Here is a 26,673-nt window from a genome sequence, read left to right on the forward strand (position 1 = left end):
ATTTCCCACCCTTTTGCTATTATCACAGTTTACATTCTGGAAAAAGAGCTAATTCAGCTCTCGATTTTGTTTGTTTTACGCCATTTTTGGCGTTTTCCAGGTCCAGCTGGCCAACTTCTTAAGATTTAAGGCAACAAAAGTTAGCATCGCCTGCATGGACAATATTTTAAGACCCTTTAAGGTTGTCCATCGCATACCATGCTTTTCTTTGGCATCGGCAAAGACACGCTCGATCGTCTCTTTACGCTTCCCGTAAATTCCTTTCATTTCATAGTTATGACGTAAGTCCTCAGCTACATCCAAATAGTCTTGCCAGATAGGACATTGAATCATCTTTTGTTTATTCATACTCTGCGTGCATTGGTCAATCACTGGACACGTGGCACAAATAGAAGGAGTTGAGGCATACTGGCGATAACCTTGTGGTACCAACTGTTCAATAGTCAAGATTTCAAATTGTGCGCGTTCATTGGTTTGATTTTTCGTCATCATATCCATCACCTCATTCATTTTATAGGAGGCCCCGTTGATTGGAGCGAAGAACGGCGACTCCAGCGGGAACAGCGCGAGCTGAATACCCTGGACTGAGCGCAGCGAGGGAGTTTCAAGGAGGGAAAACTAAGGACGTCACATCGTGTGACAACGTTTTCCTGACCAACATCCTGTTGGCCTAAGCCGTGCCCGCGGAAAGCGTCCGTTCGTAGCGGAAATCAACTCTTCCTCGCGTTACTTCTATTTTAAAAGAAAAAAGACTGTAGGCAAAATCCAAAATTTTTGGAGTTTGTCTACAGTCTGAATCGCCTCTCCATTAAAAATGAGAGGCAATCACTTTCTTATTTTAATAACCCTTGCTTTAAATCATTATGCCACTTAGTAAGCATCGGAATATCGGCTTCTGTAATAGATCCTACTTCCTGCGCCACATTAACCAAAGCTTCAAAGTTAGTCAGGCTGACAAAGTCAATCTCTGCTTCTTTAAATGATTCCTCCGCTTTTGGAAGTCCATATGTAAAAATACTTACAACTCCAAGTACTTCTAACCCAGCTTTTTGAAGCGCTTCAACAGCTGTTAAGCTACTTCCTCCAGTGGAAATTAGATCTTCGATGACTACTACCTTCTGACCTGTCACTACTTTCCCTTCGATTTGCTTTCCTCTACCATGCTCCTTTGCCTTAGAGCGTACATACATCATAGGAAGCTCTAATACATCACTTACCCATGCCGCATGAGGAATCCCTGCTGTCGCCGTTCCCGCCAAGGCTTCAGTTTCTGGAAAGTTCTTTTGGATTGCTTCAGCAAGACCTTTTGCAATCTCCTTGCGAACGACCGGAGAAGACATCGTTATACGATTATCACAATAAATGGGTGATTCAATTCCCGATGCCCACGTGAAAGGATCGTTTGGTTTTAATTCTACTGCTCCTATTTCAAGAAGTGCTTTTGCAATTTTATGTTCAGGTGTCATGCTTGTTCCTCCCACATTTTTAGAATAGTTTTATAAGCCTCTACGGGATTATCTGCTTCTGTGATTGCACGTCCAACAACAATGTGAGAAGAGCCTAGCTTCCTAGCATTAGAAGGAGTTGCTACTCGTACTTGGTCGTGTGCCTCTCCAGTAGATAGTCGTATACCTGGAGTAACTCTTAAAAAGTCTCCCCCACAGGCTTCTGCTATTTTCTTTGCCTCTAGTACAGAGCATACTACCCCATCTAATCCTGCTTTTTGGGAAAGCCTAGCATAATGAAGAACAGATTCCTCCAGAGTTTGTTTAATCAGCTGTTCCTCTTGCATTTGCTTCTCAGAAGTGGAAGTTAATTGCGTAACGCCTATAATAGCAGGTCTTACTTTTCCAACTGATGTACCAGCTTCCAGACCTTCTCGAGCTCTAGCCATCATAGACTCTCCCCCTGCTGCATGGACGTTGATGAGATCAACACCTAAACGAGCTAACCCTTTCATTGCTTGCCCCACGGTGTTTGGAATATCATGTAGCTTTAAATCTAGAAACACGTTGTGTCCATTTTCCTTTAGCTTATAAACGATAGCTGGACCTTCTTGCATAAAAAGCTCCATTCCCACCTTCACAAACAGAGAATGTTCAAAAGGGGTTAAAAAATGGTACACTTCCTCTGCTGAAGAAAAGTCTAATGCGATAATGGGGCTGTTTTTCATAATCGATGGCTCCTTCCAACTAAATCGTTTACTGTTTTATATCCAAGGTCATCTAACTTTTCTGGTAATTGATCGATTAAAGTCGGACAAATGAATGGATCAACAAAGTTAGCGGTGCCTACTGCAACCGCACTTGCTCCTGCAGATAGGAAGTCTATGACATCATCTATATTCGACACCCCGCCCATACCGATAATTGGTAGGGATACTTGTTTAGCAACGTCATACACCATACGAAGTGCGACTGGCTTAATTGCAGGACCTGATAAGCCGCCGGTTACATTAGCAATTACAGGGCGACCAGTTCGAGTGTCTAAACGTAAACCAAGTAACGTATTAATCATCGTTATACCATCTGCACCGCCAGCTTCTACTGCTTTTGCGATTTCTACTACGTTTGTTACATTTGGAGACAATTTTACATAGACGGGAACGCTTGAAACTTCCTTGACAGCCCTTGTTAATTCTTCTGCTATTAGGGGATCTGTGCCAAACGTAATTCCACCTTGTTTAACGTTTGGACAGGAAATGTTTAGCTCTAGAGCGTATACGTTTGGTGCCTTTGAAATAGCCTCAGCAACACCAACATAGTCCTCTGTTAATGTCCCAGCCACGTTTGCAATGATCGGCACATCATATTGTTCTAGCCACGGCAGCTCGTTTGCCATGACCTTAGCTAGTCCTGGATTTTGTAGCCCAATCGCATTCAGCATCCCTGCAGGCGTTTCAGCTACTCGAGGAGTTGGGTTACCTAGTCGTGTTTCTAAGGTTGTTGCTTTAATCATGATAGCTCCTAATTTGGATAAATCATAGAGTTGAGCATATTCCTTTCCAAACCCAAAACACCCAGAAGCAGGCATAATCGGGTTCTTTAATGACAGTCCTGGTAATTCGACAGCTAATCTATTCATACTCGAATCACTCCTGACTCGAAGACTGGACCATCTGAACAAACCTTCAGATAGTCAGCATCCATTTTTTCCGTTGTCTCACATACACATGCAAAACATGCACCAATCCCACAGCCCATTCGTTGTTCAAAGGAGAGATAGCCTTCTTTATGCGGATACATTTTTTCCACAGCAGCAAGCATAGGCGTTGGACCACAGCTATAGTACACAGCAAAGTCATCCGTCATCGTCTCTAAAACATTTGTTACAAATCCCTTATGACCATAGCTTCCATCTGCTGTAACAATATGTGTTTCGCCAAGCTGGTTAAATAGCTCCTCATAGAAAACAACATTTTCCGATTGGAAGCCTAGAACATGAATCGGTTCAACACCTTTTTCTACTAATCTTTTAGATAACTCGTAGAGAGGAGGAACTCCAATTCCTCCACCTACTAGTAATGCCTTGTCGCCTGAAGCAGCTTTTTCGATTGGAAAACCCTGACCTAATGGACCGAGTACATCTATATAGTCCCCTGCTTTTTTCTCTGAGAGTAGCGCAGTTCCTCTACCATCTGCTCGGTAAATCATCGTGAATTCTGATGCTTCACTATCGATAGAACAAATACTAATCGGTCTTCGTAGTAGTGGCTCCATTTGATTTGCCACACGTACATGAACAAATTGGCCAGGTTGTTTCATCTCCTGTACGAGCTGTCCCTTTATCGTAAGCCTAAAAATGTTCGTCGCAATTTTATGTTGAGATACAACAATCATCTGCTCCTGTTTAATCATGCACGGACCTCCTGTAACTTCATCGTATCCGTAGAGAAGCTCATCGATTCAATTACTCGAACCATTGCCTCTGCTGTATCTAGAGAAGTTAAGCAAGGAATTCCATTTTCAACAGACTCTCTACGAATTCGGAAGCCGTCACGCTCGGGCTGCATGCCTTTTGTTAAAGTATTAATAACAAATTGCGCTTCCCCTTTTTGAATAACATCAAGTAAAGTAGTTCCCTTAGAACCAATTTTGTCAACAATATCTACTGGAATACCTGCCTCTTGAATTGCTTTAGCTGTACCCTCAGTTGCAATTATACGGAAGCCAATTGCGTGGAAACGCTTAGCGATATCTGTTGCTTCTTCTTTGTCTTTATCAGAAATCGTCATTAGCACTGAGCCATGATCCTTAATTTCCATTCCTGCAGCTACTAGGCCTTTATAGAGGGCTTTTTCTAATGTTATGTCTTTACCCATAACCTCTCCAGTCGATTTCATCTCTGGCCCTAGGGTAATATCTACACGGCGCAGCTTAGCAAAGCTGAATACAGGGACCTTTACATATACTCCTGGACTATTTGGTGCAAGCCCTGTTTTAAAGCCTTGCTCTACAATGGATTTTCCTAAAATTGCCTTTGTTGCAATATTTGCCATTGGAATCGATGTAATTTTACTTAAGAAAGGTACCGTACGGCTTGAGCGTGGGTTTACTTCAATTACATAAACCTCGTCTTTGGAAATTACATATTGAATATTCATCAGACCTACTATTTTTAAGCCTCTTGCCAGTCTCGTTGTATAATCTACCAATGTGTCTATATGTTTTTGTGATAGCTTTTGTGGTGGATATACAGCGATTGAATCACCTGAGTGCACTCCTGCTCGCTCAATATGCTCCATGATACCTGGTATTAGAACATTCTCTCCATCACAGATTGCATCGACTTCTACCTCTGTACCAGTTAAGTAACGGTCAATTAAAACGGGCTTTTCGGGGCTAGCTTCAACCGCGTTTTCCATATAGTGTTTAATTTCATCTTCATTGTAAACGATTTGCATTGCTCGACCACCTAAAACATAAGAAGGTCTAACTAATACCGGATAACTAATTTCATTAGCTATTTCAATAGCTTCTTCTACAGATACTGCTGTCTTACCTAGCGGCTGAGGAATTCCTATTTCGTGAAGAGCAGCCTCAAATTTATTGCGATTTTCTGCTCGATCGATATCTTCTAGAGTAGTGCCTAATATTTTTACGCCTCGTTCTTCTAACGCTTCCGCTAGGTTGATCGCTGTTTGACCGCCAAACTGTACAACTACTCCTTTTGGCTTTTCAAGGTCCACGATGTGCATGACGTCTTCTACCGTTAATGGCTCAAAGTACAATTTATCTGAGATGGAGAAATCGGTAGAAACTGTTTCTGGATTATTATTAATAATAATCGCTTCATAGCCTGCTTCTTTGATGGCCCATACAGAGTGAACTGTTGCATAATCAAATTCAACTCCTTGCCCGATTCTAATTGGACCAGAACCAAGTACGATGACACTTTCTTTATCCGTTCGAATGGATTCGTTTTCCTCTTCATATGTCCCGTAGAAATAAGGAGTTTCTGATTCAAACTCTCCTGCACAAGTATCTACCATTTTGTAAACTGGTGTAATTCCATGTTCCTTTTTAAAGTTATATACTTCTATTTCTTTCACGTTCCAGTACTTTGCTATTGTTTTATCAGCAAAGCCCATTCTTTTTGCTTTATAAAGAATTTCTTGATTAAACGGATTCTCTTGTATTACCTTTTCATATTGCACGATGTTCTGTAATTTGTTTAAGAAAAACAGATCTATTTGAGACCATTCATGTATTTGCTCGATGCTCACACCACGGCGAAGTGCCTCTCCTATAAAGAATAAGCGCTCATCTCCTGCGCGACGAATTCTTTTGGCAATCCATTCGTCTGTTATGGATTCGCTGTTCTTCATTTCCAAATGGAAGTGACCTGTTTCTAATGAACGAACAGATTTTAAGATTGCCTCTTCAAATGTACGTCCTAGCGACATTACTTCTCCGGTTGCCTTCATTTGTGTTCCAAGGTTACGTTTTGCTGATTCGAATTTATCGAACGGCCATCTAGGAATTTTTGCAACAATATAGTCTAAAGCTGGCTCGAAGCAAGCGTATGTCTTTCCAGTTACAGGATTCATCATTTCATCTAGTGTAAGTCCTACTGCAATTTTTGCTGCAAGCTTCGCGATTGGATAGCCAGTTGCCTTTGATGCAAGTGCTGATGAACGACTTACACGTGGGTTAACTTCAATAATATAGTACTGGAAGCTATATGGATCTAAAGCAAGCTGCACATTACATCCACCTTCGATTTTCAGCGCACGGATAATCTTTAAGGAAACATTTCGAAGCATTTGGTTTTCACGGTCCGACAATGTTTGTGTCGGAGCTACTACAATCGAGTCTCCCGTATGAATGCCTACTGGGTCAACATTTTCCATATTACAAACAACGATTGCATTATCAGCTGAATCTCGCATTACTTCATATTCAATCTCTTTGAAGCCAGCAATCGATTTTTCTAGTAGACATTGAGTCACAGGGCTGTACTTTAAACCACTAGTTACGATTTCCACTAGATCTGTATCATTGTGACAAATACCTCCCCCGGTTCCTCCTAAGGTAAAGGCCGGTCTTACTATTACTGGGTATCCGATTCGCTCTACAAACGCCTTTGCTTCGTCTAGGTTGTGGATAATATCACTTTCCGGTACTGGTTCATTCAATTCATTCATTAACGTACGGAATAAGTCACGATCCTCTGCTTTATGAATCGCCTCTAGTTTTGTACCAAGAATTTCAATTCCTAACTCATCCAATATACCTGATTCATCTAATTGAATCGCCATGTTCAAACCTGTCTGTCCTCCTAAAGTTGGAAGGATTGCATCTGGACGCTCTTTGCGAATGATCTTACTCACAAATGGAAGAGTAATAGGTTCAATATATACTTTGTCTGCAATTTCTGTATCTGTCATAATAGTTGCTGGATTTGAGTTTACTAATATTACTTTGTAGCCTTCTTCTTTAAGGGAAATACATGCTTGTGTCCCCGCATAGTCAAACTCTGCAGCTTGACCGATAACAATTGGACCAGATCCGATTACTAAAATAGTTTCTATATCTTTACGTTTAGGCATGTGAAGTCTCCTTTTTGCTTTCTTTATTCATTAGTTCAATAAATTGATCAAATAAGTGGGTTGAGTCTTCTGGACCGCATGACCCTTCTGGATGAAACTGTACACAAAATACGGGATATTTTTTATGTCTTACACCTTCAATTGTCCCATCATTTAATGCTAGATGAGTAATTTCTAAATCCGTGTTAGAGATTGAATCTGCATCAATCGCATAGCCATGATTTTGTGAAGTTAGCTCTGTTCTTCCAGTAGTTAAATCTTTTACTGGATGATTTCCACCTCGGTGACCAAATTTTAGTTTGAAGGACGTTGCACCACTTGCTAGTGAAATTAACTGATGACCTAGACAAACTCCGAAGATTGGAACATTTCCGATTAGACCTTTTACCATTTCAATAGACTCTGGTATATCTGTCGGATCCCCAGGGCCATTAGAAAGCATCACTCCATCAGGGCGCATAGCTAAAATCTCTTCAGCAGATGTATTAAAGGGTACTACAATAACGTCACAATCACGTTTATTTAACTCTCTTAGTATTCCATGCTTCATACCGAAGTCTACTAATACAACTCGTTTACCTCGCCCTGGACTTGGATAAGGTCTCGTAATAGAAACCTGCTCCACTACGTTTTTAGGAATATCAGTAGATTTTAACGTTGCCACGGTTTCTTCCACATTCACTTCTTCTCCAGCAGCTGTTAGCGTTCCTTTTAGAGAACCGTGCTTACGAATAATGCGTGTCAGCTTTCGAGTATCTATTCCTTCAATTCCTGGAATATTTTTTAAAGTTAAAAATTCATTCAATGTACTTTGGTTACGGAAGTTAGATGGGTTCTCTGCTAGCTCCCGAACTACAACCCCAGACAAGGCGATCTCTATTGCTTCAAAATCATCTGGATTAATACCGTAATTACCTACCATCGGATACGTAAAAGTAAGTATTTGACTACAGTTGGATGGATCTGATATAGACTCCTGGTAACCGGTCATAGCAGTTGTAAAAATTACTTCTCCAATAGTCCCTAATTCACTACCAAATGCATTTCCTTTAAAAACAGTACCGTCTTCTAATATTAAATATCTTGTTTTCATGCCTGTTCCTCCTGCCATACTATTTCTCCGTTATAAATCGTTACTTGTGGCCAACCTGTACAAACCCATCCATCAAACGGAGTATTTTTTCCTTTAGAAAGGAATGCTTCTTTATCTATTTTTTGTTCTTTTTTTAAATCTACTAATACTAAATCAGCTGGAGCTCCTACTTCTAGCTTGCCAAATTCAAACCCAAATACGTTTGCTGGCTTGATGGTCAAATAATCTAGCAGTTGCTTTAATGACCACGCCCCCGTTTTTACGAAATGAGTATACAGTAATGGGAATGCCGTCTCTAATCCAACTATTCCAAAGGGAGCCTTTTCGAAACCATGTGCTTTTTCTTCATCTGTGTGAGGGGCATGATCTGTTGCTATAAAATCTAAAGTTCCATCTAACAATCCCTCACGTAAAGCCATCATGTCGTCTCTACCTCTTAGCGGAGGATTCATCTTCCAAATTGCATCATTTGCTGGAATATCCTCCTCGCAAAGTAATAAATGATGTGGACTTACTTCTGCAGTAACATGGATGCCGGCTTTCTTAGCGTCTCGAATCACTCGAACAGATTCCTTTGTACTTACATGGCAAACATGATAATGTGCTCCTGCTGCTTCAGCTAATAATATATCTCTCGCAATATGTACCGATTCTGAAACCGAATGGATTCCTTTTAATCCAAGCTCTTCATTTCGCTTTCCTTTATGCATTACCCCACCGTACAAAAGGGAATTATCCTCACAGTGAGCTACAACAGGAATAGTATGTTTTGCTGCCTCTTGCATCGCTTCCAGCATAGTTCCAGCTGTTTGTACACCGACTCCATCATCTGTTAAAGCAAATGCACCAAGTTCTTTTAGTGCGGCTATATCTGTACGTTCTTTACCTGCTTGACGTATGGTAATAGAAGCATAAGGAAGTACTCGAACTAGTGCATTTTTATCTACTAAATCTAATACATGAGAGAAGTTTTCTACTGTATCTGGAACTGGACGAGTATTTGGCATCGCACAAATCGTAGTATATCCCCCTTTTGCAGCAGCCTTAGTTCCTGTTTCTATTGTTTCTTTATGCTCTCCACCTGGCTCACGTAAATGAACGTGCACATCGATAAAGCCAGCGGACAGTAACATTCCTTTACCATCAATCACTTGCGCATCTTCTAAAGTAGGAGTAGGCGTAATTTCAGCTATTTTTCCGTCTTTTACTACAACTGAGGTAGTTTGTAATTCACCTGATTTGTTTACTAGTTGGACGTTTTGAATAATTTTTGTCATTTTATTCTCTCCCTTTTAAGATCATCTCGATAACAGCCATTCGGATATAAACACCATTTTCCATTTGCTTAAAAATTCTAGAACGTTCACACTCTACTAATTCACTAGCTATTTCCACGTCACGGTTAAAAGGGGCAGGGTGCATAATGATTGCTCCATCTTTCATCCTTCGTTCCCGATTTACTGTAAGGCCATAAGACTTGTTGTACGCTTCCTTTGAAAAAGAAGCCAAACCATCGTGACGTTCATGTTGTACGCGAAGCATCATTAATACATCACTTGTTTCTATCGCTTCCTCAAAACTATTAATAGTTTCAAATTCTCCTTGCCACTCAGGAGGACAGACAAATTGAACGGTAGCTCCTAGTCTAGTAAGAGCTTGAGCATTAGACCTTGCCACCCTGCTATGCACTATGTCCCCTACTATCGTGACAATTTTATCCTCTAAAGTACCAAACTCCTGCCAGATCGTAAAAATATCTAACAGACTTTGAGTCGGATGATTTCCAGTGCCATCTCCGCCGTTAATGATTGCAGGCTTTACATTACCTATCAGCTCTTCAAAATAGTTGTTTTGCTCATGTCTTATAACTAGTGCATCAAGTCCTATAGCTTCCAGTACCTTTACTGTGTCATATAATGTTTCACCTTTTAACGTGCTTGAAAATCCAGCTTCAAACGGCAGCACATCGATTGGGAGCCTTCTTTCTGCCATTTCAAAGCTCATCTTAGTTCTAGTGCTCGGCTCAAAAAAGAGATTTGCCATTGTATATTTATTTTTTAAAGTAGAGGCTGCGCCTGTTCGGAATGCTTCGGCTTGTTCTAATATTGCAATTATTTGTTCTACAGATAATTCCTTCATTGAGACTAAATTTTTCATAAATATCCGCCTTTCTATAAAAAAAACCTCTTGAAAAAGCTCAAGAGGGTTCGTCAAAGCATGATCAAAGAAGAGATTTTTTACTAAAATTCTCTTTTCAATCTGAACCCTTCGTTGACTCTCTGTTCAACTTTTTAAAAGGTCATTATTCTATTGTCTCGTTACCTGATGCTTGTGCTTCTTTTTTACCTGGTAGTATCCAGTTTAAAACTACACCAACGATTGCTGCTAGTGCCATACCTTCCACACTCAAAGCCTCTGTAACAATAAATTTAGCTCCACCTATACCGATTACAAGGATTACCGACGCAATAACTAGATTTCTGCTATTCCCAAAATCAATATTTGCCTCTACTAGCATTCGCAATCCGCTAGAAGCGATAATTCCGAATAGAAGGATCGATACTCCACCGAGTACTGCAGTAGGTATCGTTGTGATTAGAGCCATGCCTTTACCAAAGAAAGACAGTAGTATAGCGATCACAGCCGCACCCATTATGACATACACACTATATACGCGAGTAATTGCCAATACCCCAATATTTTCACCATAGGTTGTCTTTGGAGGTCCGCCGATTAAGGCACTAGCAAATGTTCCAAGACCATCCCCTAGAAGAGATCGATGTAAACCTGGTTCTTTGATGTAGTCTCTATTAACTACCTTCCCTAATACTAATTGGTGGCCAATATGTTCCGAAATAGTAACAATGACAATTGGTACCATAATGAGCAAGATTCTAGAAGTAACTTCAAAGTCATAATGAACACCTGGTATTAAGAAATCAGGTAACGCTAGTAAGCTAGCCTCTTTAACTGGTGTAAAATCTACAATACCAATGAGGATAGAGTAGAGATATCCAACTACTAAGCCTATTAAAATTGGCATTGTGCTAATAATATTTTTAAAAAAGATTGTACAAATGATTGCTGTAAACAATGTCACTAGCGCTGCTGAAAAATGTAAAAAGCTATATTCTTTTAAACCAGTTTCTACATTTGTAATATTCATGGCCATGTCCACTGCTACTCCTGCTAATCCAAGACCAATAACCATGATTACCGGACCAACAACGATTGGTGGTAATAGCTTCATAATCCACTTATAGCCACTCTTCCAAATGATCAGTGACACTACACCATATACCAAACCGACGAATACTGCTCCAATCATGGCATTTCCCGGGTCTATAGCTTTACCTGTTGATTCATTTAATCCATTTGAAGCAACTAGTATAGGCGCTATAAAAGCAAAGGAGGAACCAAGATACGCTGGTACTTGAAATCTGGTTATCATTAAAAAAATGATAGTTGCTATACCACTGGTTAGCAATGCGATAGCGGGACTTAACCCTACAAGCTGAGGTACTAATATTGTTGAGCCAAACATTGCAAACATGTGCTGAAAGCTTAAAGTAATCAGCTGTCCACCTGTAGGCTTGTCATTTACATCTAATATTGCCTTTGACATTTAAGTCGCCACCTTTTTTGGTTTATTCAAAGATTGTTACAGCATCTATTTTGTCTGTCTCTGTAACTTTAACTACTATTTTTTCACTGCTAGAGGTAGGAATGTTCTTGCCAACATAATCCGCTCGAATTGGTAGCTCTCTATGTCCTCTATCGATCAAAACAGCCAACTGTATTTGAGAGGGTCGACCTATATCCATTACTGCGTCCATTGCCGCTCGAACTGTTCTTCCTGTAAATAGCACATCATCTACTAAAATTACTTTTTTGTTCGTTACATCATGAGAAATATCTACTTGCTGTACTAAAGGCTCATTAGAAGCGCTTTTGATTGATAAATCGTCTCGATATAATGTAATATCCAATTCACCCGTTTTGATTGGTTTGCCTTCAATTTTTTCGATTCTCTCAGCCAGTCTTTGTGCTAGATATGTACCTCTAGTTTTTATGCCTACTAATATACATTCTTCAATTCCTTTGTTCCGTTCAATTATTTCATGTGCAATTCGAGTAAGTGCCCTGTTAATGGCTTGTTCATCTAGAATACTTGCTTTTTCTTCCATAAATTATCTCCTCCTATTCGGAAATGTAAAAAACCTCTTGAGCTAGAAGAGCCCAAGAGGTTGTATGTGCGCATTTAAAATATAGTGATCCTATTAATCCGCAGAATAATAGTGAGTCACTTTCACATGTACCTTCTCAGCCTCTCTGGACTGTTATTAAAGGTGAAACTATTCAATTTATTGTAATCAGTATATCTGACTATTCTTCTTTTGGCAATGCTGTTTTTCTCAAATCTTGCAATAAATCCGTGAAATCCTCTGGTAGTGGGTATGAGAATTCTAAGTATTCCCCGGTTCTAGGCTGTATAAACCCAAGAACTCCCGCATGTAAAACCTGTCCATTAAAGTTTAGTGTTTTCTTTGGACCATATTTGGGATCCCCAGCTAAAGGATAACCAATATACTTCATATGAACACGGATTTGGTGTGTTCTACCAGTTTCTAACTGACATTCCACTAAAGTATATTTGTTAAAGCGTTCTAATACACGGAAATGAGTTACAGCATGCTTACCATTATCAACGACTGCCATGTTTTGACGTTCTTTTTTGTCTCGGCCAATCGGTGCATCAATTGTACCTTTGTCATGAGCAATGTGGCCATGAACAAGTGCTGTATATTTACGAGTAACAGTTTTCTTTACAAGTTGGTCTACTAAAGAAACATGGGCAACATCGTTTTTAGCTACCATTAAAAGGCCTGTCGTATCCTTGTCAATACGGTGGACAATTCCCGGTCGTAATACTCCGTTAATACCAGAAAGGTCCTTAATTTGATGCATAAGACCATTAACAAGCGTACCGCTAAGATGTCCGGGAGCCGGATGAACTACCATACCTCTTGGCTTATACACTACTAATACATCCTCGTCTTCATAAACGATTTCAAGGTTTAAGTTTTCTGCCACTATGTCTAGCTCAACTACTTCAGGAGGTGTGACAATAATAACATCGCCTTCTTTTACCTTGTAGCTTGTTTTGGCAGGCTCGTTATTAACTAATACACTACCATCTTTTATAAAATTTTGAATTTGTGTACGAGACCAGTCTGTATCAAAAGAAGCAATTGCTTTATCAATTCTCTCTTTTTCTTGTTCCTTTTCAATAATAAACGTTAATTCTTCCATTATTTCACCTTTTTCTTTTCAGCTCGTTCTTCTTGTAGTATAAAAATAATTACTACTACAACTCCTATAGTCAGGGCAGCATCTGCAATATTAAAAATCGGAAAATCATAGTTAACAATTGGAATGAGCACATCTACAAAATCAACTACTTCGCCTTTCCAAAGTCGATCTATAAAGTTACCAATTGCTCCACCTAGTAAAAGCATTAATCCTACTTGAAAAACAGGTTTCCCTTTTGCTTCCTTATGGAAGTAATAAATAATTGCAGCGATTACAATTATAGTAACTACCGCAAAAAACCCTATTTGTCCTTGGAGCATACCCCACGCGGCACCACGGTTACGATGTGAAAGCAGTGCAAAGTAAGGGTCCCAAATCATAATTTGCTCACCAAGCGTCATATTTTTAACAACAAGCCATTTTGTCCATTGATCTAAGGCAATAACAAATACTGCTAGTCCATAAAATTTCCACACATTAATTCCCCCGATAATCAAATAAGCCTTAACGACCTCTCTCGTCTGTAGTAATGAATATTACATCCAACTTATAATTATTAAAAAGATTTTTGCTGAATAATATTAAACAATCTACAATAGTTTACCATAGAAACCTATCTTACGTAAAAGAGCATCTATAGATTATACAAAGAAAAGTTAGGCTTCTCTTTAAACGTCCTGGGAAACTCTGTGTTATATAATACTTTGCTGTTTATGCAAATACTATACTAGCTCCTATAAAAAGGTGCCCTAATTAACAGGTTCGCTATATAATCACTCTCGTTATAAAAAAAGCGAGTACGTAAACGATAATCGTTCACGTACTCGCCTTTATTCTTTTTGACTGTGGTTTTCGGTGCCTATGAATTTACATAAAGGACATCTATAAATTTATTATACGTAATGTTTTTCTACAACTTCTGCACAACGAGTACATAAAGTCGGGTGAGCTTCGCTTTCTCCTACTGTTTCAGCAATAGTCCAGCAGCGTTCACATTTTTCACCATCTGCTTTTTCTATTACAACAGATGAATGCTCAAGCACTAAACTGTTTGCTGGAGCATCAGATTGGGAGCCTCCCAGAACAAACTTAGATACGATAAATAATTGTGCAAAGTCAATTGCATCAGTATCGAACAATACTTTATATTCATCACTAACATATAACGTAACTTTTGCTTCTAATGATTTACCAATTGTCTTCGCATTACGAGATTCCTCAAGCGCTTTAAGAACATCATCACGTAGTTCCATGATTTTTTCCCACTTAGGAGCAAGAGCTTCGAAAGCTGGGTATTCAACAGCATCTGGCATGTCAGTTAATTGGACACTTTCTTCCTTCTCATGCTCCAAATAAGCCCAAAGCTCATCTGTTGTATGGGGAAGAATTGGAGTTAACAGTTTCAATAAAGCTGAAAGTGTATCATACATGACGGATTGCATTGCACGACGATCTTTGTCATCTGCTCCATAAATATATACAACATCTTTTGCAATATCTAAATAGAACGAGCTTAACTCTCCAGATACGAAGTTATTTACTGTGTGATAAACGGTCGCAAAATCATAGCGCTCATAAGCTGCTCTAACAGTCTTAATAACTTCTTGTAATTTCATGTACATGTATTGATCTACTTCACGTAAATCTTCAAATGCCACACGATTGCTTGCTGGATTGAAATCACTGATGTTCCCATGTAAGAAGCGAAGTGTATTACGGATTTTACGATATACCTCTGTCACTTGCTTAATAATTGCATCTGAAACTCGAACGTCAGCAGTATAGTCTACTGAAGCAACCCATAGTCGTAAAATGTCAGCACCTAACTGGTTCATTACTTTTGCAGGAACAATTACATTTCCTAGTGATTTACTCATTTTACGACCATTTCCGTCTAAAATAAATCCGTGACTTAGTAGCCCTTTGTATGGTGCATGACCATGCATAGCTGTACTTGTGATTAAAGAAGAGTTAAACCACCCACGATATTGGTCAGAACCTTCTAAATATAAGTCTGCTGGGAATACCAAATCATCACGTTCTTCTAAAACACCATGGTAGGAAGATCCAGAGTCAAACCAAACGTCCATAATATCTGTCTCTTTTGTAAAGATACCATTTGGGCTATGTGGATGTGTGAATCCTTCAGGAAGCAAGTCTTTCGCTTCTCTTTCAAACCAAATATTCGAACCATGCTCACGGAAAAGATTTGATACATGAGCAATTGTTTCCTCTGTTAAAATCGGTTCTCCATCCTCTGCGTAAAACACTGGAATTGGCACACCCCATACACGCTGACGAGATATACACCAATCTCCACGGTCACGAATCATATTATATAAACGCGTTTCGCCCCATGCTGGTGTAAATTTAGTGTTACGGATAGATTGTAATAATTCATCTCTAAATGCCTCAATTGAAGCAAACCATTGTGGTGTTGCACGGTAAATAACAGGCTTTTTCGTACGCCAGTCATGTGGATATGAGTGAGTAAAGAATGTAAGTTTCTCTAATGCTCCTGCTTCTTCTAATGCTTCTGTAATTGCTTTGTTGGCTGTATCATAGAATAACCCTTCGAAGCCTGGTGCTTCTGCTGTCATTACTCCACGCTCATCTACTGGACAAAGCACATCTAGACCATAAGCTTTCCCTACGTAAAAGTCATCTTCCCCGTGTCCTGGTGCCGTATGAACACAACCAGTACCAGATTCAGTAGTTACGTGTTCACCTAGGATTATTAAAGAATCACGGTCATACAAAGGATGTTTAGCAACTAGACGGTCCATTTCTTGACCAAGAATTGTACGTTCAATAGAATACTCTTCCCAGCCCAGCTCAGCTGCCACTGATTCTACCAAGTCTTTCGCTACAACATATTTATTTTCATTTGCTTGCACTACGACATACTCCACTCGTGGATGCAATGAAATAGCAAGGTTTGCTGGAATTGTCCATGGAGTTGTAGTCCAAATAATAAACTTGGTACCTTCTTCTAATACCCCTTTACCATCTGTAACAGCAAAGCTTACATAAATGGATGGAGATTTTTTATCTTGATATTCAATTTCGGCCTCTGCTAACGCTGATTCACTTGAAGGTGACCAGTAAACAGGCTTCAATCCTTTATAAATGTATCCCTTTTTAGCCATCGCACCAAATACCTCGATTTGGCGAGATTCAAATTCAGGCTTTAAAGTCACATAAGGATTTTCCCAATCTCCACGCACACCCAAACGTTTAAACTGAGTACGTTGGTTGTCAATTTGTTGATAGGCATAATCCTCACATAGCTTTCTAAATTCAGCCAATGATAATTCTTTACGCTTAACACCTTTGTTTGTTAAAGCCTGTTCAATTGGAAGTCCGTGAGTATCCCAGCCTGGCACATAAGGAGCATGATAGCCAGTCATTGATTTGTGACGAACGATCATATCTTTTAGAACTTTGTTTAAAGCATGCCCAATATGAATATCACCGTTTGCATACGGAGGACCATCATGCAGGACGAAAAATGGACGATCTTTCGTTCTTTCTAAAACCTTCTTGTAGATGTCCTGTTCTTCCCATTTTGCTTGGATATCTACTTCTTTGACCGGTAGGTTTCCTCGCATAGGAAAGTCTGTTTTTGGCATTAATAATGTGTCTTTGTACTCCATTTGTTCTTCCTCCTTCATTTTTCGCAGGTACTGGTATATTTACAAATAAAAAAACCCCTCATCCCAAAAAGGGACGAGAAGTTATGCTCGCGGTACCACCCTACTTGCGATCACCCAAAGTAATCGCCGCTTAGTATGTCATAACGGGACATATCCGAAGACACTTAAAAAATTCAGTGTCCTTGCTCCAAAGTGATCTTCTAAAACGCTTCATTGCTTGAGCTTCCACCATCCCCAAGTCGCTTGACTGAAATCATTTTTAGACGTCTTTTTCAATGCATGTATATATGATATGAAATTATTATAGGAAATGTACGGCCAGCCGTCAAGAAATCTCTTATTCCTCTGTAGCAGAAATACGATCGACAGCAGTAGAATCTACATCATACTCCATCAAATGATTCCAATCGTCTGTATTAATAAGATCTAATTGAGCCTCTACTAGCATTTTAAAGCGATTTCTAAACACTTTAGACTGTTTCTTCAATTCCTCTATTTCTAAAGCAATTCTCCGAGCTTTAGATAGAGCTTCATTGACAATACGGTCTGCATTTTTTTCTGCCTCTTTTACAATAAGCTTTGCTTCTTTTTGAGAGTTTCGTCTTACTTCCTCAGCAGCCTCTTGGGCAACAACTATGGATTTATGTAAGGTTTCTTCTATAGTGGTGAAATGGCCAACCTTTTCACTAGATGACTTCAATTTAAGCTCTAACTCTTTTTTTTCTTTGATGAGTATCTCTAAGTCTTTCATGATTTGATCCAGAAATTCGTTTACTTCATCTTCGTTATAACCTCTGAATCCTTTACTGAACTCTTTGTTATGTATATCAAGTGGTGTTAGTGGCATCCTATCCATCTCCTTTACATACTAATCTTCTTCCCTCTATTATACATTTCCGGCAGGTTGAAAACATCTAAATTTCAAATTTAATTTAAGGAAATCACTTTTTTGGCTCTAATCTACCAATTTGCAGTCTAATTTTGTCTTTTTTTGTTCTCCCTTCAATCATCAATAACTTTAATCGACCAAATCCTCTTACAGAGATGAGATCTAACTCCTGTAACTCTAAGGATGTTTGTTCTTTTACAGTGAAATTGACCTTTACTTTTCCACCTTGAATGATAGAAGCAGATTTTTGCCGAGAAATATTGAAAATAGATGAGATAACTGTATCCAGCCTTAAAGAGCTAACCGTATGATTTTCAGAAGTCCATATTTCTTGCTGTCTAAAATAATTAGCCGGATCTTCTACTACTTCCATATGAACTTTAACCTTACCAATACTGACGAAATTTGCTCTAACGTAGTCAAGAACCTCTGTAGCAACTACAAACTGAATAGATCCTTCCTCCACACGAATATCACCAAACTTACTTCGATCAATCCCTAAGGACATCATCGAACCGAGTACATCTTGATGCTTTAATGTTACAAATTTTTGTGGATATTTTACTTCCACTACGGTCATATTATAATCAGATTCCGCTGGTTCGAAATACGAGGGATAAAGTAGTATCCTTTTTCTCTCCGCGTCCTCTAAAGCACCAGCAGAGCTAGACTCAATTATTTCATATTGCCCACGTATAGACTCCACGATAAATTGTTGTCTTGGGTCTAAGAAATCCGTTAGCTTTGGCGCATAACGATCCTCAACCTCTCTCATCATACTAACCGTTTGCTCGATAAAAGGTTGCTCTTCTTTCCTAAAATGCTGTAATAAATGTTCCATATAATCAAGACCTCACTGAAATTTATAATTAGAAAAGCACAATCGCCTGTCTCTGCCTCGACAGGCAAATGGAGAAAAGCACAGAAAAACTTTTTTTAGTTAGCTTTGTTAAAGTTATTGGTTGATTTTGACTAACCATTCTTTTTTATAGTTACTGTAAACATTAAAAAAGGAACTTTCAAATGGCTAAAAACATAAATAGATGATGTAAATGGGGTTGGTGACAGTTTTTCAGCTTTGTTTATGCGAGTAAATTGATTAGCGCTTTATCGATCCTAAAGCTGTTCCCATTTATTGATTGGAGCGCCAGACGGCGACTCCTACGGGATGAGTGAGACAAATAAGACATCACAACCACGCGCGTAAGCGATGGGTGATGGCTTATCGCTCACCCCGAGGAAAGCGTCCGGCTGGTGCGAACAATCAATTCTACTCTCTGATCTAAGATTTCTTTGCATCGTAAATCAACCATAACCTTTAACATAGCCTTTTAGTTTAGTTAAATTGCTTGCCTTTGTTTAACCCGAGGGGACAAGAATAAATAATATATTTTAAAAAAACCTCACAAATGTGAGGTTAAATGTAATGACCTAGAGATATAATCCCTCTCATAGCTATATTAAGAACAAATATAGCAACAATCGGTGAAATATCAATCATACCTATTGGTGGGATAATCTTACGAAAGGGCTCTAAGTAGGGCTCACATATTCTCCCTAAAAATTGTCCTACCGTAGATTCTTTCACATTAGGTACCCATGACATAAAGATATAAATAATCAACGCAAATGAGTAAATTTGTACTAATTGTGCCAATAAAAATAAAATCAAATCCATTATAATAACTCCTCTATTAATCTAGATCGTTGTAGTAGTAATCCGATATTGAGCCCGCTACTTCTACCGAATCAGGGGCACATAAGAATATATCTGTTCCTATTCTTTGAATGTCTCCACCTAAAGCATATACTGTTCCACTTAAAAAGTCGATTATTCTAATTCCTTGTTCCTTGTCAATACGTTGTAAATTAACTATAACTGCTTTTTTGTTCTTTAAATGCTCTGAAATGTCTTGTGCCTCAGCATAGACTCTCGGTTCAATTAAAATTACCTTTGAGGACTTTTGCATATTTTGAATACTGACAAGATTCGTAGCAGCAGTTTCCTTAGGAGCAGCATTAAATTTGCGTTCTTTAGGATATGATGATTTTACTGGCTGTTGTCGTACTTGTTCTGGTTCTACTGCACGATTTTGTGTTCTAGGTTGCTGAGGTGTTGTAGTATCTTCATCCTCTTCTAAATAGAAGAAGTTTTTTACCCAATTCTTCATACTCATTCATCCTCCTTGTCTTTGCCGACTAATGCTGTTCCTATTCGTATAAATGTAGCTCCCTCTTCAATAGCTATTTCGTAATCTCCGGACATACCCATGGATAGCTCCTTACATGGGGCGTGTGGAAGTTGTTTTGCAGCAATTCTTAGTTGAAGCTCTTTTAAGCTACGGAAAACGTTTCGTATTAAAGCCTTATCTTCCGTATTCGGTGCCATTGTCATTAGACCGACTACACGTATATGTGAATAATCCTTAAGAGTGTCAATAAACAATTCAGCTTCTTCCATAGATAGACCATGCTTGGATTGTTCCTCAGAAACATTCACTTGAACAAAGCAATTTTTAACATTGTCTGCTCTTTTTTCAATTTCCTCGGCCAAGCTTTTACGATCTAAGGAGTGCAAATAATCTATCTCATTGATTACCGATTTTACTTTCCTAGTTTGCAATGAGCCTATGTAGTGCCATTTTACGTTAGCTGAAATAGCTTCTAATTTTCTTTTAAGTCCTTCAGGTCTATTTTCTCCAAGATGCAATATTTCATTTTGAATAACTTCCTCCGTACGTTCTACTGAAACTTCCTTTGTAACAGCAATAAGTGTTACATCGTCAAAATTTCGATTAGAGCGTACACAGGCTTCTTCAATATGCTTTTGAATGTTAATTAAATTATTATGAACATTTGACATTTTAAACCAACTCTTCATCTAGTGTTTTGTTCATTGTATCAATGAAATGGCGTTTTATCAATAAAGAACAGTACCTATTCTCTGTTTTTAGCAACAATTATTACATCTTTTCCAATAACAGCTATATTTTGTACGCTAATTTTTTTCGTTTCCCTTTTTTTATTGAAAAATGTGGGGTATGCCCCATTAGTTTCTACAATAAAGGAAATGATATGACCTGTTTCTTTATCTATTTCTGCATCCACTATAAAGCCCAGTAATTGCCCTGAATTAGCCTCAATGACTTCTTTTTGTTGCGCATCTGAAAACTTCAACAGTTCCCCTCCTTTTTAATAGTATATTCATGAAAATAGAAAAAAACGCTTTTTCTGACGAGAAAAAGCGTTAAGGATTGTTATTTAGGATTTAACTGATTTTGAATAGTAGATAAAGCACTTTTCTCTAGTCTTGAGATTTGAGCCTGCGAGAGACCCAGGTCGGTAGCTATTTCGGTTTGTGTCGCACCAAAGTATATTCTTTTCGTTAATATTTTCTTTTGTCGCGAGTCTAAGTTTTGAAAACTCTCTTTTACCGTAAAATAAGTAACCCATTGATCTTCTGATACATCATTATCACATAATTGATCCATCATATAAATAGCATCTCCTCCATCACTGAAAATTGGTTCTTGAAGAGAGACAGGATCTTGAATTGCATCTAGCGATAGTAATATATCTTCTACTGGTATCTCAAGTATTTTAGACAAATCCTCTAATGTCGGTTCTTCCAAATGTTCGTTAATATATTGTTCCTTGGCTTTCATAGCCTTATAAGCAATATCTCTTAATGATCTAGAAACTCTTACAGAATGGTGGTCACGCAAATGTCTTTTTATCTCACCAATGATCATAGGCACTGCATATGTGGAAAAACGCACATTATGTTTTAAATCAAAATTTTCAATGGACTTTATAAGCCCTATGCAACCTACCTGGAATAAGTCATCTGCTTGCTCGCCTCTATAAGCGAAGCGCTGTACTAGACTTAAAACTAATCTTAAATTACCCATTACCAATTCATCTTTAACCGAATCTTCGCCAGCTTGTAAGCGAATAAATAATGCTTTCATTTCTTCGTGGGTTAGTAAAGGAAGCTTTGATGTGTCAATGCCGCATAATTCAACTTTTGTTCTCGTCATAGATCTTCCTCCGGACTTTTTAATAGTTCTTAGTCAGTTTATCCGCCGGTTAAAAGATTATTCGGAGCATAGCTATCCAATTTCACCCATTAGGCAATCGGTTCATTCAGTACTTCTTTTAAATCTAAAATTATTTTTTTCTCTAATCTTGAGATATAAGATTGGGAAATTCCAAGATGATCAGCTACCTCTTTTTGAGTCATTTCCTCTTGTCCGTTAAGCCCAAAACGACATTGCATAATATATTTTTCTCTATTTCCCAATAAATTTATAGCTTCAAAAACATGCTGACGTTCTAGCTTTTTTTCGACATCCTCTATTATTAGATCTTCACTTGTACCCAGAATATCGGAAAGCAGTAATTCATTACCATCTGAATCAGAATTTAAAGGCTCATCAAATGAAACTTCTGATTTCATGCGGTTCGTTTTTCTCAAATGCATAAGAATTTCGTTTTCAATACATCTTGAAGCATAGGTTGCTAACTTAATGCCTTTATCTAAATTGAACGTTTCTACCGCTTTTATAAGTCCGATGGATCCAATACTAATTAAATCTTCTATGTTTGTATTCGTTTGATCGAATCTTCTAGCAATGTATACTACAAGTCTTAAATTTCTTTCGATTAACACATCTCTTGCGTACTCATCTCCATCCATAAAAGCTAGTAGCATTTCTCGTTCCTCATCTCTCGTCAATGGTTTTGGTAATGATTCACTTCCACCAATATAATGGACTCCTTTTCTTCTAAATGAGAGAATCCAATAATAAAATCGACGTAGCATATTTAATATCATTATTTAGCACTCCTTTTTTTCAAATGATAGTACGAGGAACTATGTAAGATACCGTCTGCCTCGTGTGGAAATTTGTCCTTACCTCTCGTTAGTACGATGTAACCTTTTGGTAAAGGTTGATCATTTACGACCCATTCATCGAATTTAATGCCTATTACCCATGACTTTTCCTTTTGAACGGTTGCAATTGGTATTAGACGAACCTTACTCGCATACTCTTTTGGAAGCATATCCAAACCTTTATAATGTGTGCTATCCCAGCTATTTATCACATCATAAAGAAGTTCTGGAAGAATGGGACGAAGAGCTTCTGCTGCTATAAAGTGTACAGGATCATTAGAAAGTGGTTCTGTACAGACGTTCCCAGAATCAATAAATAGTGTAAGTTCCTTTGTTTGATTGAATAATTTAATGCTAGAAGGATAAATAAGTTCTCTTTCCGATTGTGAAATATGCAGACTAAGTACGTGTTTCGTGAGGAGGTATAAACCACCAGTAGCAATTAATGCATAATTGATAATCATGAATGAATTACTCGCATTATGGTACATTGGGGCAATTGCTGTAAGTAGTCCACCAGCAAAGATGCTTGCTAGTAATGTTAATGAAATGGCTTTGACGATTTGTGTCCTTTTTTTCCAAAACGCTATTCCAATCATGAGAAAGAAAGTCAAAAATAGCGTAATGAAATGATTAGAAAAAACGACGGTTATCAATCCCGCAACAAATGCAGACAGAAGCAGGTATCTTTTTTTGTTTTCAATCCAACCAATTCTGTTTGCAAACGCTAAAACGGTATAGTTGAAAAAGGTGTTTGTTGCAATCATAACTTCTGCGTACATAGCTCTCCTCCTTTTGATAAAAGCTTAACATCCGATTTATAAGAAATTTGTCAAAGGAGCGTTCAAAAGTAAATTTTTTAAACGACAAAATTATAGAAAGAATTATGGTATGAGTTTTTTTCGTAACTAGTTGAATCGATTTCATAAACCTTTGATGAGACGAAGACTAAGAACAAAAAGTTGAAAAATAATGAGACCTTACATGAAGAGAAGGCACCTCACTATGTATTAAAAATAAAAGGTTTGTTAAAGTTTATTGGTTGATTTTGACTAAAACTTTCTTTTAGTGACTGTAAACATTACAAAAGTGACAATTCAAACGACTAATTAAAAACATAAATAAATTCCACAGGTTCAGAATAATACAATTTCCTAAACAATAAAAAAGACTATAGACATTTCAAATTTCTTTGAAAGTCTATAGCCTGAGCAATCGCTATTAAACTGATTGCTTTTTATCTATTAATCTATTAGTTTCTGCGATTACGATTTCTTAAAAATGTTGGTATATCTAAAGCATCATCTTGGTGGTTATGAGTTGGAGCAGGACGTTCCTGCTGATAAGAAGGCTGCGGTTGAGACTGTGGCTCTTCTTTTCTAGTTTCACGCTGTGTAGTAGCTGCTTGCTGTGCACGTGCAGTTCCAAAGCCTGTCCCTCTAGGTTGTTTTTGCATAATTACTTCTTCATTAAAACCGGTTGCAATTACTGTTACTACAATCTCATCTTTCAAGTTATCATTGATAACCGAACCAAAGATCATGTTAACTTCTTCATCTGAAGCAGATGCTACGATGTCTGCAGCTTCTTGTACTTCAAATAAGGAAAGATTTGAGCCGCCAGTGATATTCATTAATACACCTGTCGCTCCATCAATCGAAGTTTCAAGTAACGGACTAGAAATAGCCTTTTTAGCTGCTTCTGCTGCTCGATTTTCTCCTGCAGAAATACCAATCCCCATTAGTGCTGCTCCTTTGTTAGACATAATTGTCTTAACATCGGCAAAGTCTAAGTTAATAAGACCAGGAACTGCGATTAAATCAGAGATACCTTGGACACCTTGACGAAGAACGTTATCAGCTTCTCTAAATGCTTCTAGCATTGGAGTATTTTTGTCTACAATCTCCAATAGTCGATCATTAGGAATAACAATTAGTGTATCAACGGCTTCCTTCATCATGCCAATCCCGCCTACAGCCTGTGTAGAGCGCTTGCGGCCTTCAAAAGTAAATGGACGTGTTACTACTCCGACAGTCAAAGCACCTAAGTCACGAGCGATTTGAGCTATTACAGGAGCTGCTCCTGTACCAGTTCCGCCACCCATTCCCGCGGTTACGAAAACCATGTCTGCACCTCTTAGTGCTTCTTCTATTAATTCTTTACTTTCTTCAGCTGCTTTTTTACCTACCTCTGGGTTAGCTCCTGCTCCTAAACCGCGAGTTAGTTTACCACCAATTTGAAGTTTTACTTCAGCTTTTGACATGTTAAGGGCTTGTGCATCTGTATTTACAGCGATAAAGTCTACCCCTTGGACGCCATGTTCAATCATACGATTTACTGCGTTATTTCCGCCGCCACCGACTCCAATAACTTTAATAATTGCTAATTGATCTTCGTTTGTTTCAAATTCTAACATGCTATTGCCTCCTATATTCTTTCAACTATGATAAAGTTTTCTCATTCAAAGAACTTGTCAAAAAGTTTCTTCGCCTTACTCATTGCACTCTCTTTGTTTTCATTGTTTGAATTTTTTTGTGGTTGTTTTTGTTTTTTAGTGCTTGCTACTACTTCATTGTGTGCCATTTGAGATAATGCATGGCTATTGCCAATTTTACCATAGAAAAGATCTTCTTTATAGGCATATCTTATAAGGCCAACAGCTGTTGTATATTGTGGTTCTCTAACGCCGATATAATCTGGTGTGTACAGTCGAACACGCGATTGTAATATGTGTCTCGCCAATTGTCCGATACCCTCAAGTTTAGCAACTCCACCTGTGATTACTACTCCACCTGGGAGATCTTGTAATCCCATACGGTAAAATTCCTCAAGAATTAACTCAAATAGTTCTTCTAGACGTACTCCAATAATCTCTGCTATATATCGTTGAGAATATTGCTCTTTCATATCAGCACCAATTACTGGTACTTCGAATAACTCATCATCCGACGCGTCATCGTAAAAGGCATGTCCATATTTTAATTTTATCATTTCTGCTTGTTCTGTAGGGGTTTTTAAAACGATAGATAAATCTTTAGTGATATGATCCCCACCTACAGGAATAACAGTAGTATTGACTAAATGACCTTCTCTGAATATTGCAATGGTTGTAGAGCCTCCACCAATATCAATATAGGCAGTACCATGATTTTTTTCATCCTCAGTTAAGGCAAAATGTCCTGCTGCCAATGGTTGAAGGTATATCTCTCTAATTTGAAGGCCTGCTCTTTCCACACATCGTAACACGTTATGTAAAATCGTTTTGGATGTCGTCATCATTAAACCGTCTAATTCTAGACGAGTTCCAATCATTCCGCGAGGATCTTTAATCTCTTCTAAATGATCCACGATAAATTGTTTGGGAGCAATGTTAATTAGCTCTCTTTCAGGAGGAATAGACATTACTTGAGCAGACTCTAATACGCGGTCCAAGTCTGCGTCTGTTATTTCTCTGTCCTCTCGATTGACAGCGACAACGCCTTTAACGTTTTGTATATTCGCTAAATTAGCGGGTATACCTAACACTATTTCATGTATAGACATTCCTATCATTCTTTCAGCCTCACCAACGGCTTTTTTAATCGATTGAACAGTTGCATCTATATCAACAATGGTGCCTTTTCTAATACCGTTTGATTTAACATTTCCTACTCCTATTACATGCAGCGAGTCATCACTCATTTCACCTATTAATACTTTAATGGAAGACGACCCAATATCTAATGATACGTACATTTCTGATTGATTCACCCGTGGCACCTCCTAATAACTCTT

At 38.3% G+C, this 26,673-nt stretch carries 24 protein-coding genes, 1 pseudogene and 1 other annotated feature; all 25 genes and pseudogenes read right to left on the reverse strand.

Annotated features, from left to right (window positions below; translation table 11 throughout):
- Positions 1 to 75: 75 nt before the first annotated feature.
- A pseudogene (locus tag MKY09_RS13095) lies at positions 76 to 423 on the reverse strand (transposase); the annotation flags it as partial.
- Between the two features lie 410 nt (positions 424 to 833).
- Positions 834 to 1,466 carry an orotate phosphoribosyltransferase gene (gene pyrE, locus MKY09_RS13100; protein WP_342566846.1) on the reverse strand — a complete coding sequence of 211 codons (633 nt, stop codon included), beginning with the start codon at positions 1,464 to 1,466 and terminating at the stop codon, positions 834 to 836.
- Positions 1,463 to 2,173: an orotidine-5'-phosphate decarboxylase gene (gene pyrF / locus MKY09_RS13105; protein ID WP_342566847.1), complete on the reverse strand. Its 711-nt coding sequence runs from the start codon at positions 2,171 to 2,173 to the stop codon at positions 1,463 to 1,465. Before pyrF ends, pyrE begins: the two co-directional genes overlap by 4 nt.
- Positions 2,170 to 3,084 carry a dihydroorotate dehydrogenase gene (locus MKY09_RS13110; protein ID WP_342566848.1) on the reverse strand — a complete coding sequence of 305 codons (915 nt, stop codon included), beginning with the start codon at positions 3,082 to 3,084 and terminating at the stop codon, positions 2,170 to 2,172. Before MKY09_RS13110 ends, pyrF begins: the two co-directional genes overlap by 4 nt.
- A complete protein-coding gene (locus MKY09_RS13115) occupies positions 3,081 to 3,857 on the reverse strand; it encodes a dihydroorotate dehydrogenase electron transfer subunit (RefSeq protein WP_342566849.1) in 777 nt (258 codons plus the stop codon). The genes MKY09_RS13110 and MKY09_RS13115 overlap by 4 nt, the downstream gene beginning before the upstream one ends.
- Positions 3,854 to 7,051: a carbamoyl-phosphate synthase large subunit gene (carB, locus tag MKY09_RS13120; protein ID WP_298470638.1), complete on the reverse strand. Its 3,198-nt coding sequence runs from the start codon at positions 7,049 to 7,051 to the stop codon at positions 3,854 to 3,856. Before carB ends, MKY09_RS13115 begins: the two co-directional genes overlap by 4 nt.
- On the reverse strand, positions 7,044 to 8,144 hold the full coding sequence (locus MKY09_RS13125; protein ID WP_342566850.1) for a carbamoyl phosphate synthase small subunit: 1,101 nt from the start codon (positions 8,142 to 8,144) through the stop codon (positions 7,044 to 7,046). Before MKY09_RS13125 ends, carB begins: the two co-directional genes overlap by 8 nt.
- On the reverse strand, positions 8,141 to 9,421 hold the full coding sequence (locus tag MKY09_RS13130; protein WP_342566851.1) for a dihydroorotase: 1,281 nt from the start codon (positions 9,419 to 9,421) through the stop codon (positions 8,141 to 8,143). The genes MKY09_RS13125 and MKY09_RS13130 overlap by 4 nt, the downstream gene beginning before the upstream one ends.
- 1 nt (position 9,422) lies before the next feature.
- Entirely contained in the window at positions 9,423 to 10,301 is an 879-nt protein-coding gene (locus MKY09_RS13135) for an aspartate carbamoyltransferase catalytic subunit (protein WP_342566852.1), read from the reverse strand.
- 145 nt (positions 10,302 to 10,446) lie between these two features.
- Entirely contained in the window at positions 10,447 to 11,769 is a 1,323-nt protein-coding gene (locus MKY09_RS13140; RefSeq protein ID WP_342566853.1) for a solute carrier family 23 protein, read from the reverse strand.
- 22 nt (positions 11,770 to 11,791) lie between these two features.
- Positions 11,792 to 12,331, reverse strand: a complete 540-nt coding sequence (gene pyrR, locus MKY09_RS13145; protein ID WP_169361235.1) for a bifunctional pyr operon transcriptional regulator/uracil phosphoribosyltransferase PyrR — start codon at positions 12,329 to 12,331, stop codon at positions 11,792 to 11,794.
- A 199-nt stretch (positions 12,332 to 12,530) separates the two neighbouring features.
- Positions 12,531 to 13,457 carry an RluA family pseudouridine synthase gene (locus MKY09_RS13150; RefSeq protein WP_298470650.1) on the reverse strand — a complete coding sequence of 309 codons (927 nt, stop codon included), beginning with the start codon at positions 13,455 to 13,457 and terminating at the stop codon, positions 12,531 to 12,533.
- Positions 13,457 to 13,933 (reverse strand): signal peptidase II, encoded by a 477-nt coding sequence (gene lspA / locus MKY09_RS13155; RefSeq protein WP_169361233.1) that lies wholly within the window; start codon positions 13,931 to 13,933, stop codon positions 13,457 to 13,459. The genes MKY09_RS13150 and lspA overlap by 1 nt, the downstream gene beginning before the upstream one ends.
- 417 nt (positions 13,934 to 14,350) lie before the next feature.
- A complete protein-coding gene (ileS, locus tag MKY09_RS13160; RefSeq protein ID WP_298470653.1) occupies positions 14,351 to 17,113 on the reverse strand; it encodes an isoleucine--tRNA ligase in 2,763 nt (920 codons plus the stop codon).
- 66 nt (positions 17,114 to 17,179) lie between these two features.
- Positions 17,180 to 17,398: a binding site (T-box leader), on the reverse strand.
- 52 nt (positions 17,399 to 17,450) lie between these two features.
- On the reverse strand, positions 17,451 to 17,960 hold the full coding sequence (locus MKY09_RS13165; protein ID WP_169361231.1) for a DivIVA domain-containing protein: 510 nt from the start codon (positions 17,958 to 17,960) through the stop codon (positions 17,451 to 17,453).
- A 94-nt stretch (positions 17,961 to 18,054) separates the two neighbouring features.
- Complete coding sequence (locus MKY09_RS13170; protein WP_169361230.1) at positions 18,055 to 18,843, reverse strand: YlmH/Sll1252 family protein; 789 nt, start codon at positions 18,841 to 18,843, stop codon at positions 18,055 to 18,057.
- A 576-nt stretch (positions 18,844 to 19,419) separates the two neighbouring features.
- Entirely contained in the window at positions 19,420 to 19,680 is a 261-nt protein-coding gene (locus tag MKY09_RS13175) for a YggT family protein (RefSeq protein WP_169358996.1), read from the reverse strand.
- 16 nt (positions 19,681 to 19,696) lie between these two features.
- A complete protein-coding gene (locus MKY09_RS13180; protein ID WP_169358995.1) occupies positions 19,697 to 20,179 on the reverse strand; it encodes a cell division protein SepF in 483 nt (160 codons plus the stop codon).
- Positions 20,176 to 20,865 carry a YggS family pyridoxal phosphate-dependent enzyme gene (locus MKY09_RS13185; protein WP_169358994.1) on the reverse strand — a complete coding sequence of 230 codons (690 nt, stop codon included), beginning with the start codon at positions 20,863 to 20,865 and terminating at the stop codon, positions 20,176 to 20,178. Before MKY09_RS13185 ends, MKY09_RS13180 begins: the two co-directional genes overlap by 4 nt.
- Before the next feature lie 74 nt (positions 20,866 to 20,939).
- Positions 20,940 to 21,179, reverse strand: coding sequence for a YlmC/YmxH family sporulation protein (locus MKY09_RS13190; protein ID WP_169358993.1), 240 nt, complete (start codon positions 21,177 to 21,179; stop codon positions 20,940 to 20,942).
- A gap of 80 nt (positions 21,180 to 21,259) precedes the next feature.
- Positions 21,260 to 22,042, reverse strand: coding sequence for an RNA polymerase sporulation sigma factor SigG (gene sigG / locus MKY09_RS13195; RefSeq protein ID WP_169358992.1), 783 nt, complete (start codon positions 22,040 to 22,042; stop codon positions 21,260 to 21,262).
- Between the two features lie 89 nt (positions 22,043 to 22,131).
- On the reverse strand, positions 22,132 to 22,839 hold the full coding sequence (gene sigE, locus MKY09_RS13200) for an RNA polymerase sporulation sigma factor SigE (RefSeq protein WP_240949634.1): 708 nt from the start codon (positions 22,837 to 22,839) through the stop codon (positions 22,132 to 22,134).
- The gene (locus tag MKY09_RS13205; protein WP_169358991.1) at positions 22,839 to 23,681 is read right to left on the reverse strand and encodes a sigma-E processing peptidase SpoIIGA; all 843 of its coding nucleotides are present in this window, start codon (positions 23,679 to 23,681) and stop codon (positions 22,839 to 22,841) included. The genes sigE and MKY09_RS13205 overlap by 1 nt, the downstream gene beginning before the upstream one ends.
- A 470-nt stretch (positions 23,682 to 24,151) precedes the next feature.
- Positions 24,152 to 25,315: a cell division protein FtsZ gene (gene ftsZ / locus MKY09_RS13210; RefSeq protein WP_169358990.1), complete on the reverse strand. Its 1,164-nt coding sequence runs from the start codon at positions 25,313 to 25,315 to the stop codon at positions 24,152 to 24,154.
- 41 nt (positions 25,316 to 25,356) lie between these two features.
- Positions 25,357 to 26,649, reverse strand: a complete 1,293-nt coding sequence (ftsA, locus tag MKY09_RS13215; RefSeq protein ID WP_342566854.1) for a cell division protein FtsA — start codon at positions 26,647 to 26,649, stop codon at positions 25,357 to 25,359.
- Positions 26,650 to 26,673 lie beyond the last annotated feature (24 nt).

The organism is Psychrobacillus sp. FSL K6-4046 (assembly GCF_038624605.1).
Taxonomy (GTDB): domain Bacteria; phylum Bacillota; class Bacilli; order Bacillales_A; family Planococcaceae; genus Psychrobacillus.

Coding starts and splice junctions, on each gene's coding strand:
- ileS (WP_298470653.1), bottom strand. CDS start 17,113: ATGGAGTACAAAGACACATTATTAATGCCAAAAACAGACTTTCCTATG.
- MKY09_RS13135 (WP_342566852.1), bottom strand. CDS start 10,301: ATGAAAAATTTAGTCTCAATGAAGGAATTATCTGTAGAACAAATAATT.
- MKY09_RS13175 (WP_169358996.1), bottom strand. CDS start 19,680: ATGGATTTGATTTTATTTTTATTGGCACAATTAGTACAAATTTACTCA.
- carB (WP_298470638.1), bottom strand. CDS start 7,051: ATGCCTAAACGTAAAGATATAGAAACTATTTTAGTAATCGGATCTGGT.
- MKY09_RS13150 (WP_298470650.1), bottom strand. CDS start 13,457: ATGGAAGAATTAACGTTTATTATTGAAAAGGAACAAGAAAAAGAGAGA.
- pyrR (WP_169361235.1), bottom strand. CDS start 12,331: ATGGAAGAAAAAGCAAGTATTCTAGATGAACAAGCCATTAACAGGGCA.
- pyrE (WP_342566846.1), bottom strand. CDS start 1,466: ATGACACCTGAACATAAAATTGCAAAAGCACTTCTTGAAATAGGAGCA.
- MKY09_RS13185 (WP_169358994.1), bottom strand. CDS start 20,865: ATGTCAAATGTTCATAATAATTTAATTAACATTCAAAAGCATATTGAA.
- MKY09_RS13140 (WP_342566853.1), bottom strand. CDS start 11,769: ATGTCAAAGGCAATATTAGATGTAAATGACAAGCCTACAGGTGGACAG.
- MKY09_RS13165 (WP_169361231.1), bottom strand. CDS start 17,960: ATGCCACTAACACCACTTGATATACATAACAAAGAGTTCAGTAAAGGA.
- MKY09_RS13205 (WP_169358991.1), bottom strand. CDS start 23,681: ATGTACGCAGAAGTTATGATTGCAACAAACACCTTTTTCAACTATACC.
- sigG (WP_169358992.1), bottom strand. CDS start 22,042: ATGACGAGAACAAAAGTTGAATTATGCGGCATTGACACATCAAAGCTT.
- ftsZ (WP_169358990.1), bottom strand. CDS start 25,315: ATGTTAGAATTTGAAACAAACGAAGATCAATTAGCAATTATTAAAGTT.
- pyrF (WP_342566847.1), bottom strand. CDS start 2,173: ATGAAAAACAGCCCCATTATCGCATTAGACTTTTCTTCAGCAGAGGAA.
- MKY09_RS13125 (WP_342566850.1), bottom strand. CDS start 8,144: ATGAAAACAAGATATTTAATATTAGAAGACGGTACTGTTTTTAAAGGA.
- MKY09_RS13130 (WP_342566851.1), bottom strand. CDS start 9,421: ATGACAAAAATTATTCAAAACGTCCAACTAGTAAACAAATCAGGTGAA.
- MKY09_RS13110 (WP_342566848.1), bottom strand. CDS start 3,084: ATGAATAGATTAGCTGTCGAATTACCAGGACTGTCATTAAAGAACCCG.
- MKY09_RS13170 (WP_169361230.1), bottom strand. CDS start 18,843: ATGGAACATTTATTACAGCATTTTAGGAAAGAAGAGCAACCTTTTATC.
- MKY09_RS13180 (WP_169358995.1), bottom strand. CDS start 20,179: ATGAGTATGAAGAATTGGGTAAAAAACTTCTTCTATTTAGAAGAGGAT.
- MKY09_RS13115 (WP_342566849.1), bottom strand. CDS start 3,857: ATGATTAAACAGGAGCAGATGATTGTTGTATCTCAACATAAAATTGCG.
- sigE (WP_240949634.1), bottom strand. CDS start 22,839: ATGATATTAAATATGCTACGTCGATTTTATTATTGGATTCTCTCATTT.